This window comes from Streptomyces sp. NPDC048664 (assembly GCF_040650555.1).
Classification (GTDB): Bacteria; Actinomycetota; Actinomycetes; order Streptomycetales; family Streptomycetaceae; genus Streptomyces.
In genome coordinates this window covers 36,631-51,128 of sequence record NZ_JBEZHK010000016.1, presented here as the reverse complement: position 1 = coordinate 51,128, position 14,498 = coordinate 36,631, and the positions used below count along the sequence as shown (strand labels likewise).

The window sequence follows — 14,498 nt, the reverse complement described above, 5'->3', positions numbered from 1 at the left end:
GGGCCCACGGATTGACCTCACGTGGGACCCGAGTGTCTGGCGAGTCTGCTGACTCGTGACATCAGATCCCTGACCCGGCCCGACGGTTGTACACAATCCCAACAGATTTTCGCCACACCGTCGGACCGGGTACCGGACACCAGCCGCACACCGCCGCCCCTCTCAGGGGCGGGCGGTCAGTCGAACCAGCGGTCCCTGGCCAGTTCCTCGGTGCGGGTCGGGTCCTCCAGCAGGGCCGCCACCTCGAAGCGGCGGGGCCACTGGTGGGCCGCCCAGGCCAGGCCGGCGGCCACGCCCTCCAGGGTGGCGGCGTGCAGGACGCCGTCCGTCGTCAGGCGCCAGTCGACCTCGACGCCGTCCACCACCAGTTCCTCGTGCTCGACGTACGACGCCGGGGTGGCCGGGCCGAGCAGGACCCGTACGGAGTCCGGCACCTCGTGTGCGGTGCCCTCGGAGGTGACCTCGCCCGAGACCGACTCGCTCAGGCGGCGCACCTGGAACAGGTCGGCCAGGTCGGCGGCGCGGGCCGGGGGGACGGGGAGCAGCGGGACGCCCTCGGTGAAGGGCAGCAGGTCGGGCGAGTCCACGACCACCGCCTCGGCGGCGTCCACGACGACGACCCGGCCGTCCGCCACCGCCCGCAGCTCGTCCGGCAGGGTCACCTGCTCCGGGTCCAGTTCGGCCAGGGCTCCGTACAGGGCGTGCAGCTGGGAGGGCGTGACCGTGCGGTCGGGGTCGGCGAGGCGGTCGAGCAGTTCGGCGGCGCCGCCCGGCTCGTCCAGCAGCGCGGCCACGGTGGTGCGTACGCCGAGGGCGCGCAGCACCTGCTCGTCGTCGAAGCCGGTCGCGTCCGCCTCGTCGTACAGCCCGGCGAGCAGCGGATCGCCGCCGGCGGCGCGCAGTCCGGCGGGACGCCGCCCGTCGAGCACCGGGTGATCGCGCAACCACCAGGCCGTGTACGGCCGTACGATCTCGTGGGTGCCGTCCGGCAGCAGGACGCGCACGGGCTGGGTGAGCGCGTCGCGCAGCGGGGGCCGGGACAGGAGTGCGAGGGCCTCGGGCCAGCGGTCGTCGGCCACGAGGTCGAGATCCCGCACGGCGACGATCTCGGTCGCCACCGGCGGCACGGGGGCCTGTGGCAGCCGGTCCAGGACGTCCTCGCACCACACGTCCACGGCGTCGAGCAGACCGGCGTCGTCGGGCTCGGCGAAGTCCGTGTCGTGGGGCTCCAGTTCGTCCGGGTCCAGGACGACGTCGGTGGCGCGGACCAGGGCGAAGTTCGCGAGCACCCCGCAGGCGGTCAGCGGCTGCTCGCCCCACCGCTCGGCGTACTCGGCGTCCACGAAGGCAAGTTCGCCCTCGCTCATGACACGCGCGAAGGCACTTGCGGGCAGGACCAGTTCCCCGGCGGGCGCGAGTTCGCCTTCCTCGTCGGGCAGGGCCAGGGCGCCGAGCCACGGCTCGTCACCGGGTTCGAGCCCGGCGTCCCGGACGAGGGCGAGCACGGTGTCCGCCAACTCCTCGGTGTCCAGCCCCTCCTGGTCCCAGCCGGTGCCCTCGTCGTCGAGGGAGGCGGCGACCGCGGCCCGCACCTGCGGGGTGGTGAGCACCGCGCGGGGGGTGGCCGGGAGGCTGCCCAGCTTCTCCAGGAGGGGGTGGGCGGCGTCCGGGTGCGCGATCTTCAGACCGAGCCGGGCGAGCGACCCGGGGGCGACGGGGGAGCCGTCCGCGGTGGGCAGCAGGACCTGGCGGGGGCCGATGGCCGTACGGGCCGCCGTCCGGAAGGCGTCCGACGGGGCGTCCCCGGCCAGCGGGACGGGCAGCCCGGACAGCCGGTCCGGGTCGACCCCGGCCAGGCTGTCGTACAGCCGCCACCACCAGCCGGGTTCCTTCTCCAGGCCCGCGAGCCGGTCGACCGCCTCCGTCAGCGGCACCCTGGCCACGCCCAACGTCCGCAGTTCCGCGCGGCGTTCCAGGCCCGCGGGCAGCAGGCTCGGCAGCACCTCGGCGAGGACACGCACCGTCTCGGCTCCCGCGCCCTCCACGACCTCGGCGTCCCGGGGACGCAGGGCCTCGGGCAGGTCCGCGTCCTCGACCGGGCCGGCCGCCGGGGGCAGGAAGGCGGTGCGCGGGAGCAGTTCGAGGATGGCCTGGCGAAGAGCCCCGTCCAGTTCGCCCTTGCCGAGCGGTCCCGGGACCAGATCGATGACGTCGGCCGTCACCGGCCGCCAGGAGGCGAGGAGTTCGGCGTACGCGTCGGCCGCGCGCCGCACCAGGAAGTCGGTCAGCGGCCCCGGCGCGGCATGGCGCCGGGTGGGGTCCAGCGGGAACGCGGCGATGAGCAGGGCGGGCACGCCCAGGGCCTCGTCGCTCGGGGTGGGGGCGTGCACGACCGGCGCCGTACGGGGGCGGGCCGGGGTGCCGTCGTCGTTGACCGGGACGGCCCAGGTGAGGGACCAGTGGGGGCGCAGCCGCTCCTCCACCGGGCGGTCGGCGAGGAGTTCGGGGGTGAGGGGCCCGTGTCCGCCGGCGGTGCGCCAGCGGGTGATGCCGTCCCGGGAGTCCTCCACGACGGTGTCGGCGCCGTCGGTGCGGCGGCTCAGGGTGCGGGGGGCCTGCCCCTCGATCTCCACGACGACCTCGTCGAGGCCGGGCAGGGCCAGGAGCAGCGCGTCGTCCACGGTGCTCAGCAGCCGCTCGGCGAGGTCGGCGGCGGGCGCGTCGCGCAGCGGCAGGATGACGGCCGTGTCGTACGACTGCGGGGCGGTGCCCTCGGCGGCGAACGGCAGCCTGAGCAGGGGCACATGTCCGTCGCGGCGGCGGATCTCGTCGCCGAGGCCGGGGCTGCGCCGGGCGGTGTCCTCGGCGAGCTCCCGGGCCTCGGCCAGGGACCAGCGCACGCCGCCGTGCCGGCTGACCACCGCGGGTTCGTCGCTGACGGCGAGGACGGCCGCGAAGCCGACGCCGAAGCGGCCCACGGCGCTGTCGTCCGTGTCGCGCTTGGCGGAGGCACGCAGGGTGGACAGCGACTCGGCGCCGGCGGCGTCCAGGGGGGCGCCGGTGTTGGCGGCGATGAGCACGCCCTCGCGGAGGGTGAGGCGGAGCCGGCCGGGGGTCTGGGCGCGGGCGGCGGCGTCGGCGGCGTTCTGGGCGAGCTCCACGACCAGGCGGTCCCGGTAGCCGCCGAGGACGAGGTCCTCCTCGGCGTTGGCGTCCTCACGGAACCGGGCCGGGCTGGCGGCCCAGGCGTCCAGCACGCCGCGGCGCAGGCGGGTGGTCCCGAAGGGGTCGGCGCCCTCGGCTGCGGGCTGCACGAACTTGGTCACGTTCACTCTCCTCGTCGGGTGCGGCCGAAGGTACCGGGTTGCTGCGCGGGGTGCGGGGGCGGGGGATTTGCGCGGTTCCTCGCGCCCCTGAATGGGTGCGTCGTCGGCCGCGGGGCCGTGGTGGGGTTTCGCGCAGTTCCCCGCGCCCCTGATCGGGTGCGTCGTCGGCTGCGGGGCCGTCGTGGGGATTGCGCAGTTCCCCGCGCCCCTTAACCGGTGCGTGGGCGGCCGCGAGCCTGTGGTGGGGTTTCGCGCGGGTCCCCGCGCCCCTGGACGGGCGCGGGGGACTGCGTGACGAGCCGTGGCTCAGGAGTGGCCGAGTTCGGCTGATGCCTCGTCGGGGAGCGGGGGGACCGAGCCCGAGTCGGGGGACGGGCGGAGGGGGAAGGGCTCCACCCGCGTCTCGTCCACCACCGGCGGAGCCGGCCGCGGAGTCTTCGGCATCACGGCCGCCTCCGAGTGCGCCCCGCAGCCGTACGACAGGGACACCATGCGCCCGTCCGCCGGAGAGAACTCATTGGCGCACACGCCGAACGCCTGTCCGAGCGACCCGCCGACCGGCACCAGGAACGCGCAGCTGACGCAGGTCGAGGGCGCCGCCTGGGCCATCGGGGTCCGGGGCCCGAACGCGTCCTCCCAGCGGTCCGCCGCCGTGTGCAGCCCGTAGCGGGACAGGACCCGGGCGCGGCGCATGCCCAACTCCTCGGCCACGGCCGCGATCGACCCGCGCATCGGCGCGAACGGCAGGTTCGCGGGCACGCCGCCCGTCACCTCCGCGTCCTCCGCCTCGACCAGCTCCGCCATCTCCCCGGAGACCGCGGCGTTCGAGGGCGGCTCGTCCTCCCCGGAGAAGCCGGGCTCCAGACGCAGGTCCTCGGCGTCCGTCGGCAGCAGGTCGCCGGGCCCGAGGTCGCCCGGACGCAGCCGCTCGCTCCACGGCACCCACTCCGGGGCCAGCAGCGCGTCGGAGTCGGGCAGCAGCACCGTCTCGTCCAGCGTGACCACCTTGGCGCGCGAGGCACGCGCCACGGTCACCGCCCAGCGCCACCCCCGGTAGCCGAGTTCCTTGGACTCGAAGAAATGCGTGACAACACGGTCGCCCTCGGACACCGTCCCGAGGTGTTCGCCGACGACGCCGGGGGCGGCGGCCTCCTCGGCGGCCGCGCGGGCGAGGTCGACCGCCTCGGCGCACAGGCGGTCAGGGGTGCGGCTTCGCGTTGTCGCTGCGCTCACAGGTATCGCTTCTCTCCTACGCCGTCTCACGGGTGCGCCCTGGTTCTGGCTAGGGGAGCGGACGGAGCGGACCAGCGGGCCGCGTCGACGTCCGCGCCCGATCGCGCTCGGGCACACCTACACCACCCATTCTGCGGGATGGATGAGAGGCGCGCGGCCGAGAACGATCGCCACGGCGCGCTACGCACGCTACCTTCTCCCGGGCGCTGGGCCCACACCGAGGCACCGGCACGTCCTCGGCCGGGTCCACGGCAAAGCCACAGCAAAGCCGCGGATCCGCCCTCCGGGCGGGAGACACCCCCCGCTCCCCCACGCGCGGTGACCGCGCTACCCGGGCCGTTCTCGGGGCACTATGACGGGGTGGCAACCGCGAGGTCGTCCCAGGGAACCGCCCGAGCGGGCGGCCCGGAGGGGCGCGGTCGAAGGGGCGGTTCGGGCCGGTTCGGCGGGTCCGTCCGTGCGATCGGGCGTGCCCTGCACCTCCCGGTGACGGGCACCGCCCGGGGCATCCGCAAGGCGACCCACGCGCACGGCGCGGGCGAGTCCGGCCTCGGCAAGCTGATCGAACTCCACGCCGTGAACGGCGCCGGCGACGTCATGATCACCGTCGCCCTGGCCTCCACGGTCTTCTTCTCCGTACCGACCGACGAGGCCCGCGGACGCGTCGCCCTCTACCTGGCCATCACCATGGCGCCGTTCACCCTCCTGGCCCCCGTGATCGGCCCGCTCCTGGACCGCCTCCCGCACGGCCGCCGCGCCGCCATGGCGGGCTCGATGCTGGCCCGCGCCCTGCTCGCGCTGATCATCTCGGGGGCGGTCGCGAGCGGCGGCCTGGAGCTGTACCCGGCGGCGCTCGGCGTCCTCGTCGCGTCCAAGGCGTACGGCGTGGTCCGCAGCGCCGTGGTGCCCCGGCTGCTGCCGCCCCGCTTCTCCCTGGTGAAGGCCAACTCCCGGGTGACCCTCAGCGGGCTGCTCGCGACCGGTGTCGCCGCGCCCGTCGGCGCCGCGCTGCAGGCCGCCGGTGTCGCGTGGCCGCTGTACGGCGCCTTCGTGATCTTCGCCGCGGGGACGTTCCTGTCCTTCTCGCTGCCGCCCAAGGTGGACTCCGCCAAGGGCGAGGACAGGGCGCTGCTCGCGGCGGACGCCGAGCACCTCCACGGGCCGCGCCGGAGCGCGGCACAGCGCCGTCCAGGGCTGCGCACGGTCGGTCCCGCCGTCACCCATGCCCTGGGCGCCAACGCCGCCCTGCGCGGCCTGTCCGGCTTCCTGATCTTCTTCCTGGCGTTCCTGCTGCGCGAGCACCCGCTCGCCGGTCAGAGCGCGGCGGTGTCCCTGGGCGTCGTCGGTGTCACGGCGGGCGCGGGGAACGCGCTGGGCACGGCCGTGGGTGCCTGGCTGAAGTCCCGCGCCCCCGAAGTGATCATCGTGACGGTCGTGGGGTTCGCCCTGGGCACGGCGATCGTCGCGGCCGTCTTCTTCGGTACGGTCCTGGTGGCGTGCCTCGCCGCGGTCGCCGGGTTCGCCCAGGCCCTGGCCAAGCTGTCGCTGGACGCGCTCATCCAGCGGGACGTGCCCGAGCAGGTGCGCACCTCCGCGTTCGCCCGTTCCGAGACGCTCCTGCAGGTGGCGTGGGTGCTCGGTGGCGCGATCGGCATCGTGCTGCCGCTGAACGGAGTACTCGGTCTGGCGGTGGGCGCCGCGATCGTCGCGGCGGGCTGGCTGACGACGGCCCGCGGCCTGTTCGCCTCGGCCCGCCAGGGCACTCCTTTCCGCCCCCGGGGCACGGTCCGGTAGGAATCGGACACCCGGTGGTGCGAGGACCCACCTGATCGCACCACCGCCCGGCACGTCGCGCCCCCCAGGTGGGACCCGCGCCGGACGTGCCCGATAGCCTTCGGCCATGACCGCACTGCGTTCCCGCCGCGCCGTAGCCGCTTTCGGCGCCGTATCCGCCGGCCTTCTCCTGCTGTCCGCCTGTGACAAGCCGACGCCGATGGCGACCGTCACGGTCGGCACGAACTCGGTGAGCTCCCAGACCGCCTGCTACAACGACGGCCAGCAGGTCTCGGAGGCGGATCTGACGAAGTGCCTCAAGTCCAAGGACAACAAGTCGATCAAGGTCGCCGCCGATGACACGGTCCGCTTCGGCGTGGACCCGAGCATCGCGGACGAGGGCTGGACGATCCTGCTCAACGGTCAGCCGCTGACCGAGTCCAGCAAGGAGACCTACCGCACGATCCCGGGCAGCGTGTTCTTCAACTCGCAGTACGGGGCCAGCGGCAACTCCACGCTCGTCTCCATCCGCGAGGGCACCACCAAGGTGACGGGCCTGTGGAACTTCAAGTTCGAGAAGAAGGCTTCCTGATCACGTCCTCCTCGCGTGCCCTGGTGGTCACCGCGGTCCCGGTGGAACGGGACGCGGTGGCCCGGGCGTTCGCACCCGGGGCGCAGGAGGTGGCGCTGCCGGGAGCGGTCCTGCACCGCGTCCACGGCGGCCCTGACCTGCTGGCGGCAGGCGTGGGGCCCGGCCGCGCGGCGGCCGCCACGGCCTCGGCCCTCACCGCCGCCGCCCTGCGGGGCGCCCCCTACGGCCTGGTCGTCTGCGCCGGCATCGCGGGCGGCTTCGCGCCCCACGCCCCGGTGGGCTCGCTCGTCGTCGCCGACGAGATCATCGCCGCCGACCTCGGCGCCGAGACCCCGGACGGCTTCCTGCCCGTCGCCGACCTCGGCTTCGGCACCAGCGCCCACCGGCCCCCCGCATCACTCGTACGGGACCTCGCCGACGCCACCGGCGCGCGCACCGGAGCCGTGCTGACCGTGTCGACCGCGACCGGTGGCGCGGCCCGCGCCACCGAGCTGCGCGCCCGTCACCCGCAGGCGCTCGCCGAGGCCATGGAGGGCTTCGGCGTGGCCGAGGCGGCCGCCGCGCACGGCACGCCCGCCGTGGAGGTCCGTGCCGTGTCCAATCCCGTCGGCCCCCGCGACCGTGCCGCCTGGCGCATCGGTGACGCCCTGACGGCCCTCACCGAGGGCTTCGCGGCGCTGGCACCCGTACTGGAGAGCTGGAGAGTGGGAGACGCGCATGACCGCAGCACCCGGTGAGCCCCTTCGGATCGCCTACTCCCCCTGCCCCAACGACACCTTCGTCTTCGACGCCTGGGCCCACGGCCGCCTGCCGGGCGCGCCCGCGCTCGACGTCACCTTCGCCGACATCGACGTCACCAACGGCATGGCCGAGCGCGGCGAGCTCGACGTCCTGAAGGTGTCGTACGCCGTCCTGCCCCACGTCCTGGACGAGTACGCCCTGCTGCCTTGCGGCGGTGCGCTCGGCCGGGGCTGCGGCCCGCTGGTGCTCACCCGGGAGCCCTCGGCCGGGGCGCCGGCCGGCGGCCTCCGGACGGTCGCCGTGCCGAGCGAGACCTCGACGGCGTACCTGCTGTTCCGGCTCTGGGCCGCGGACGCCCTGCCCGACGGGGTCGGCGAGATCGTCGTGATGCCGTTCCACGAGATCATGCCCGCCGTGCGGGACGGCAAGGTCGACGCGGGGCTCGTCATCCACGAGGCGCGCTTCACCTACCAGGACTACGGGCTGCACAAGCTGGCCGACCTCGGCGAGCACTGGGAGTTCACGACCGGCCTGCCGATCCCGCTCGGCGCGATCATCGCCAAGCGCTCGCTGGGCGCGGACACCCTGAAGCTGCTCGCCGAGTCCGCCCGCGCCTCGGTCCGCGCCGCCTGGGAGGACCCCGAGGCGTCCCGCGCCTACGTCATGGAGCACGCCCAGGAGATGGATCCGGCGGTGGCGGACCAGCACATCGGGCTGTACGTCAACGAGTTCACGGCCGACCTGGGCGAGGACGGCTACGCCGCGGTCAGGGGGCTGCTCACCCGCGCGGCGGCCGAAGGGCTTCTGCCGCCCCTCGGCCCGGACGCGCTCGCCTTCCCCTGACCGGGATCGGACGTCCGGTGGCCGGGATCAGACGTCCAGCTGGTCGGCGACCGCGCGCAGCAGGCCCGCGATCTTCTTGCCGGAGGCCTTCTCGGGGTAGCGGCCCTTCTCGAGCATCGGGGTGATGTTCTCCAGGAGGGTCGTCAGGTCCTGGACGATGGAGGCCAGTTCGTCGGGCTTCTTCCGCTGCGCGGCGGCGACCGACGGGGCCGGGTCCAAGATCGCAACCGAGAGCGCCTGGTCGCCACGCTGACCTGCGACGACACCGAACTCCACCCGCTGGCCCGGCTTCAGGGCATCGACTCCGGCGGGGAGAACCGAGGAATGGACGAAGACGTCTCCGCCGTCGTCGCGGGAGAGAAAGCCGAAGCCCTTCTCACTGTTGAACCACTTGACCTTGCCGGTGGGCACGTCTGTCCTCGTCCTCGTACTCGTCGGAAACTGCGTCTGCAAAGGGCCGGAAACCGCGCCCGGACAACACTTGAGCGGGCCGCACGGACCCGCCGGTACCAAGGCTAATGGTCCTGGGGCCGGTGACAAGACCGTCGCCGAGTGGTTCCTCGCGCAGGGAACTACCCTGGTCCGGTGCGTGACAAAACCCAAGCGAATTCCCCGGCGGCCGGCGACCGGCTGATCCGTGCCGGCGCCCTCGTCTTCTTCGCCGGAGCAGTGGCCACTCTGGTCACCATGGCCCCACTGCTGCTCGGCACGAAGCCTTTCCCGACGTACATGTACGGCCTCTGCATGCTCATGGCCGTCGGGTTCGTGATGGCCGGAACCGGCATACTGCAGTCCATCGCGCAGGGCCGCCGCCGCGCCCGCGAGGCGAGCCGCCCGTAGGGGCCCTTTCGGGGCGCCTGTTCAGGTCGTCCGCTCATCCGCGCGCGAGCCACGCCGGGAACTCCCCGAGGTCCCGCAGCACCACGTCCGCTCCCGCCGCGCGCAGTTCCTCCTCGGAGCACGGCCCGGTGGCCACGGCCACGGACAGCGCGCCGGCGGCCCGCGCCCCCCGGACGTCCCCGGTGTGGTCCCCGACGTAGACACCCGCGCCGTGCGCGATCAGCGCCTGCGCCTTGCCCTCGGCCCACAGGTCCCCGATCACCGCGTCGGGCTCGATCCCCAGGTGCTCCAGGTGCAGCTTGGCGTTCGGCTCGTACTTGGCGGTGACGACGATCGCGCGCCCCCCGGCCGCCCGCACGGCGTCGATCGCCTCCCGGGCCCCGGGCATCGCGGGCGTCTCGGTGATCGCGATGGCCACGTACATCTCGCGGTAGAGGTCGGCCATGGTGTCCACCTGGTCCGCGGGGAACCAGTTGGCCAGCTCCTCCACCAGCGGCGGGCCCAGCCGGGTGACGGTCAGGTCGGCGTCGATGTACGTCCCCGTACGCGCGGACAGCGCCCGGTAGCAGGCGTGGATACCGGGCCGGGAGTCGATCAGGGTCATGTCCAGGTCGAAGCCGACCGTGAGCGCGCGAGGGGCCATACGGACGATTGTCCCAGGGGTGGCGCGGCCGCCCCGGGTGGATCAGCCGCGGCCCCCGCGCTGCGAGCGCCAGGTCAGGTACAGCGCCGAGGCGATCGCCGCCCCCTTGATCACCCAGGGCCAGGTCTGGGTGGCCGCCTCGTCCAGGTGGCCCGCGGCGACGGGGGTGCCCCAGCGGCCGGTGGAGCGGCCCCACAGCCAGAGGACGGCGGCGCCCGCGACCAGTCCGGGCAGGCCCATGACCGCCCACTTGGACTCGGCGGGGGTCAGCCGCCGCGACAGCCAGGCGATGAGCCAGCCGAGGCCGAGGGCGATCCAGTTGCCGGCCGCCGCGCCGGCGACGAGCAGCACGGCGGCCAGGAGCAGCAGCGGGTTGCGCCGTACGGCGACGCGGGGCAGCCGGCGCCGGCGGAACACGGTCCCCTCGATGGCCGGTTCGACCTCCCCGGCCGGGTCGGGCCCCGGCTCGGGCTCCTCGGGGTCCGCGCCGCGCCGGGGCACGTCACGCGGCGGGGGCTTCAGCAGCTCCGGGATCTCCACGCCGCCCACGAACCCCGGCACCTCGTCACCGAGCCCGAACGCCGCGCCGGGGCCGCCGCCGTCGGTGCGCCACCAGTCGGCCCGGCCCGCGCCCGGGTCCAGCTCGTGCGCTCCGGCCAGGTGCGGTGGCGAGGGGGCGTTACCGGCGGTGCCGGCGGTGCCGGCGGTCCCCGGGGCCGGGTCGGCGTCCGCGGGCGCGGGGCTCCTGCGGGGGCGGGGCACGACGCGCCGCAGGCCCCGGGGGCGGTCCTCGGCGCCGTCGTCGCCGGCCCGCTGGACCGGGACCGCGGCGGGGCGGCCGGGCTCGGCACCGCCGGGGGCGTCCGTGGACGCGGCGGTCACGACGTCGTCGGGCGAGCCGAGGCGGGAGAGGATGCGGCGGACCGCGGCCGGGCTGTCGACCGGGGACTGCGCGCGGCGGCGGTCGATCTCCTCGCGCAGCCCCGACACCAGGCGCATGCGCGCGGCGGAGGGCAGTTGGTGCTGGTGGGCCAGGTCTCCGACCCGGCTCAGGTAGTCGAAGACCAGGCGGTCGCTGTCGATCCCCACGGCGCCCCTCCGGGTGGGCCTGTATTGACCCGTACCGTATCCCGATCCCGGGGCCGGGTCCGGGGAGGGCGGTCCCGTCCTCGGACGCGGGACAGGCCGGGAGTTGCGCCCCCGGGCGCCAGGGGTGCCGCACCCGCTACCGTGGGCCGGATGACCCCCGAGGAGCGCTCACCCACCCGGGCCACGGTCGCCGGCCACGCCGCCCCGCGATCACTGGCCGAGTCGCTGCGCGCACGGGACGACGTCTCGCTCGCCGCTCTCCTGCGGGACCGCCCCGACCTCGTCACCCCCGTCCCCACCGACATCTCCCAGCTCGCCGCGCGGGCCGCGACCCGCGCCAGTGTCGTCCGGGCCCTCGAACGGCTGGACCGGTTCGCGCTGCAGACCGCGGAGGCCCTGGCGATCGCCCCGGAGCCGGCGTCCTACGACGTGCTGCTCGGGCTGATGGCGGGGGACGGGGCGGCCGAGGCCGACCCCGCGGTCGCCGAGGCCCTCCCCCGCGCCCTCGCCTCGCTGCGCGAACAGGCCCTGGTCTGGGGGGACGACCAGCGGCTCAGACTGGTGCGCACCGCGCGGGAGCTGCTGGCCCCCTCGCCCCAGCATCCGTCCCCGACCGGGCTCGGGCCCACGGCCGCCGAGGCCGCCGCCGGGATGTCGCCCGGCCGGATCCAGGAGCTCCTCGCGGCCACCGGATTGCCCAGCACCGCCGACTCCGTGTCCGCCCTCACCCGCCTCGCCGAACTGTTCGGCGACCGCGCACGGATGGCGGCCCTCCTGGACACGGCCCCGGCGGAGTCCCTCGACGTCCTCGACCGGCTGGTCTGGGGGCCGCCGTACGGCCAGGTCACCCCGGATCCGGCCCCGCGGCTGCGCTGGCTGCTCGACCGCGGTCTGCTGCTGCCCACCGCGCCCGGCACCGTCGTCCTGCCCCGCGAGGTGGCCCTGCACCTGCGGTCGGGGCGGGCGCACCGCGCCACCGAGCCGCTGCCGCCCGCCCTGGAGACCGCCGCCGCGCACCGCCCGGACATCGTGGACGCGACGGCGGCCGGACAGGCGTACACGGCGCTCGCGACCGTCGAGGAACTGCTCAAGGACTGGGACGAGGGCGGCCCGGCGGTACTGCGGGCCGGTGGGCTGAGCGTGCGGGACCTGAAGCGGACCGCGGTGGCGCTGGACGTGCCGGAGCCCGTGGCCGCCTTCTGGGTCGAACTCGCCTACGCGGCGGGGCTGCTGGCCTCGGACGGCGAGGCGGACGAGCGCTATGCCGCGACCCCCGCCTACGACGACTGGCTCGAACTGCCCCCCGCCGAACGCTGGGCCTCGCTGGCCACCGCCTGGCTCGCCGTCACCCGTGTCCCGGGGCTCGTCGGCGGGCGCGACGCGAAGGAGCGCGCGCTGTCCGCGCTCGGCCCGGGACTGGACCGTTCGGCCGCGCCGGAGGTGCGGCTGCGGGTGCTGGGGCTGCTGGCCGGGCTGCCCGAGGGCGCGTCGGCGGCCCCCGAGTCGGTGCTGGCCCGGCTGCGCTGGGAGCGGCCCGCGCGCGGCGCCCAGCCCTCCGAGGGCGACCTGCGCTCACGGCTGGCCCGGTGGGCGCTGTCCGAGGCCGAGGCCCTGGGCCTCACCGGCCGGGGCGCCCTGTCCACGCACGGCCGGGCCCTGCTGGGCGAGCATCCGGAGCCCGAGCCGGCCGCCGAGGTGCCCGGACCGGGCGACAAGCTGCCCGTGCACCACCGGCACCCGCAGCGCCCGGGCCGGCGCGAGGGCCTCAGCGCGGCCGAGCGGACGGCCGCCGCGGCGCACGCCGCCCGGCTGCTCGCCCCGCGGCTCCCGGAGCCCGTCGACCACGTCCTCCTCCAGGCGGACCTGACGGCGGTGGCCCCGGGCCCGCTGAAGCGGCCCCTGGCCGACACGCTGGGTGTGCTCGCGGACATCGAGTCGAAGGGTGGCGCGACGGTCTACCGGTTCACGCCCGGCTCGGTGCGCCGCGCGCTCGACGCCGGCCGTGCCGCCTCCGACCTGCAGGCCTTCCTCGCCGCGCACTCCCGCACCCCCGTCCCGCAGCCGCTCGCCTACCTGATCGACGACGTGGCGCGCAGGCACGGCCATCTGCGGGTGGGCGCGGCCTCGGCGTACGTGCGCTGCGACGACGACTCCGTCCTGAACGAGATCCTCGCCGACAAGCGTGCGGCCGGGCTTCGGCTGCGCCGCCTGGCGCCCACGGTCCTGGCCGCCCAGAGCGACCCGGCGGCCCTGCTCGAGGGGCTGCGCGCGATGGGGTTCGCACCGGCCGCGGAGTCCGCGGAGGGCGACGTCCTGATCGCCCGCGCGCACGCCCACCGCACCCCGCCGCGCACCGCCCCTCAGCCCGTCCCGGACGGTCCCCCGACGCCGGACGCGACCCTGCTGGCCGCCGCCGTACGGGCCATCCGCGCCGGGGACCTGGCGTCCACGACCCCGCACAAGAGCACCCCCGGTGCCCCGGACCGGCCCGGCGAGCTGCCCCGCACCACCTCCGCCGAGACCCTCGCCACGATGCAGGCGGCCGTCCTCACCGGCACCACCCTGTGGATCGGCTACGTCAACGCCGAGGGCACCGCCAGCCAGCGCGTGATCGCGCCCATCCGTGTGGAGGGCGGCTTCGTGACGGCGTACGACCACACCGCCGACGAGGTCCGCACCTATCCCCTGCACCGGGTCACCGGGGTCGCCGAACTCGCGGACGACCAGGTCTGACCGCCCGCCGCCGGCGCGGCCCCCTCAGCCGTCGTGCCCGACGCCGCGACCGGGCGCGCTCATGTCCCCCGTCGCGGGGATGCCGTCGGCGAGCCCGTAGCGCAGGTGCACGACGCCCTTCGGGCCGGCCTCCGGCGGCTGGAGGAGGGCGAGGTTGGCGGGCACCACGCCGCCGTCGAACACCTTCTTGCCCACGCCGAGCACGATCGGGTGCACCCAGAGGTCGAGGCGGTCGAAGAGCTTCTCGCGCAGGAGGGTCTGCACCAGGTCCAGGCTCCCGACCACCTTCACGTGCGCGTGCCGGTCGCGGATCTCGCGCACCGCGCGGGCCAGGTCAGGGCCGAGGTGGGTGGATCCGGCCCAGGACAGGTCGGGCCTGCCGCGGGAGGCCACGTACTTCGGGACGCTGTTGAAGAGGGTGGCGATGGCGCCGTCCTCGCCGCCCTTCTGGTGGGGCCAGTAGGCGGCGAAGATGTCGTACGTCCGCCGGCCGAGCAGCAGGGCGTCCGTGCCCTCGTACGCGGCGTCGACCTGCGCCCCGAGGACGTCGTCCAGCAGGGGCGCCTGCCAGCCGCCGAACGGGAACCCCACCGGGTCCTCGTCGGGACCGCCGGGCGCCTGCCCGACGAGGTCGAGGGTCGTGAAGAGTTCGAGGTGGATGAGGCCCATGTCCTGCTCCCTGTCG

At 75.5% G+C, this 14,498-nt stretch carries 12 protein-coding genes; 6 read left to right on the top strand and 6 right to left on the bottom strand.

Going from position 1 to position 14,498, the window contains the following annotated elements; all coding sequences use genetic code 11:
- Positions 1-176 precede the first annotated feature (176 nt).
- Together AB0C59_RS18930 and AB0C59_RS18925 are read right to left on the bottom strand one after the other, a co-directional pair.
- A complete protein-coding gene (locus AB0C59_RS18930; protein WP_363005896.1) occupies positions 177-3,326 on the bottom strand; it encodes a molecular chaperone Hsp90 in 3,150 nt (1,049 codons plus the stop codon).
- Between the two features lie 306 nt (positions 3,327-3,632).
- Positions 3,633-4,559: a DUF3027 domain-containing protein gene (locus AB0C59_RS18925; protein ID WP_363005894.1), complete on the bottom strand. Its 927-nt coding sequence runs from the start codon at positions 4,557-4,559 to the stop codon at positions 3,633-3,635.
- Positions 4,560-4,919: 360 nt separating this feature from the next.
- Between AB0C59_RS18925 and AB0C59_RS18920 the strand changes: the two genes are divergently transcribed.
- From AB0C59_RS18920 to AB0C59_RS18905, 4 genes are all read left to right on the top strand, one after another.
- Entirely contained in the window at positions 4,920-6,353 is a 1,434-nt protein-coding gene (locus AB0C59_RS18920) for an MFS transporter (protein WP_363005892.1), read from the top strand.
- A gap of 106 nt (positions 6,354-6,459) precedes the next feature.
- A complete protein-coding gene (locus AB0C59_RS18915) occupies positions 6,460-6,924 on the top strand; it encodes a DUF2771 domain-containing protein (RefSeq protein WP_363005890.1) in 465 nt (154 codons plus the stop codon).
- A complete protein-coding gene (locus tag AB0C59_RS18910) occupies positions 6,891-7,661 on the top strand; it encodes a futalosine hydrolase (protein ID WP_363005888.1) in 771 nt (256 codons plus the stop codon). The genes AB0C59_RS18915 and AB0C59_RS18910 overlap by 34 nt, the downstream gene beginning before the upstream one ends.
- Positions 7,642-8,508 carry a 1,4-dihydroxy-6-naphthoate synthase gene (locus tag AB0C59_RS18905; protein WP_363005886.1) on the top strand — a complete coding sequence of 289 codons (867 nt, stop codon included), beginning with the start codon at positions 7,642-7,644 and terminating at the stop codon, positions 8,506-8,508. The genes AB0C59_RS18910 and AB0C59_RS18905 overlap by 20 nt, the downstream gene beginning before the upstream one ends.
- 27 nt (positions 8,509-8,535) lie before the next feature.
- Here AB0C59_RS18905 and AB0C59_RS18900 read toward each other — a convergent pair whose 3' ends face one another.
- Complete coding sequence (locus AB0C59_RS18900) at positions 8,536-8,919, bottom strand: cold-shock protein (RefSeq protein ID WP_363005884.1); 384 nt, start codon at positions 8,917-8,919, stop codon at positions 8,536-8,538.
- 174 nt (positions 8,920-9,093) lie between these two features.
- On the opposite strand from AB0C59_RS18900, the gene AB0C59_RS18895 reads away from it, so the two are divergent.
- A complete protein-coding gene (locus AB0C59_RS18895; protein WP_363005882.1) occupies positions 9,094-9,348 on the top strand; it encodes a hypothetical protein in 255 nt (84 codons plus the stop codon).
- Between the two features lie 34 nt (positions 9,349-9,382).
- On the opposite strand, the gene AB0C59_RS18890 is transcribed toward AB0C59_RS18895, so the two are convergent.
- Together AB0C59_RS18890 and AB0C59_RS18885 are read right to left on the bottom strand one after the other, a co-directional pair.
- A complete protein-coding gene (locus tag AB0C59_RS18890; RefSeq protein WP_363005880.1) occupies positions 9,383-9,991 on the bottom strand; it encodes an HAD family hydrolase in 609 nt (202 codons plus the stop codon).
- Between the two features lie 42 nt (positions 9,992-10,033).
- Complete coding sequence (locus AB0C59_RS18885) at positions 10,034-11,080, bottom strand: hypothetical protein (protein WP_363005878.1); 1,047 nt, start codon at positions 11,078-11,080, stop codon at positions 10,034-10,036.
- Positions 11,081-11,230: 150 nt separating this feature from the next.
- Here AB0C59_RS18885 and AB0C59_RS18880 point away from each other — a divergent pair, with 150 nt between their 5' ends.
- On the top strand, positions 11,231-13,813 hold the full coding sequence (locus tag AB0C59_RS18880) for a helicase-associated domain-containing protein (protein WP_363005876.1): 2,583 nt from the start codon (positions 11,231-11,233) through the stop codon (positions 13,811-13,813).
- A gap of 24 nt (positions 13,814-13,837) precedes the next feature.
- Here the strand turns inward: AB0C59_RS18880 and AB0C59_RS18875 are convergent, their stop codons facing one another.
- The gene (locus tag AB0C59_RS18875) at positions 13,838-14,482 is read right to left on the bottom strand and encodes a dihydrofolate reductase family protein (RefSeq protein ID WP_363005874.1); all 645 of its coding nucleotides are present in this window, start codon (positions 14,480-14,482) and stop codon (positions 13,838-13,840) included.
- Positions 14,483-14,498: the final 16 nt, after the last annotated feature.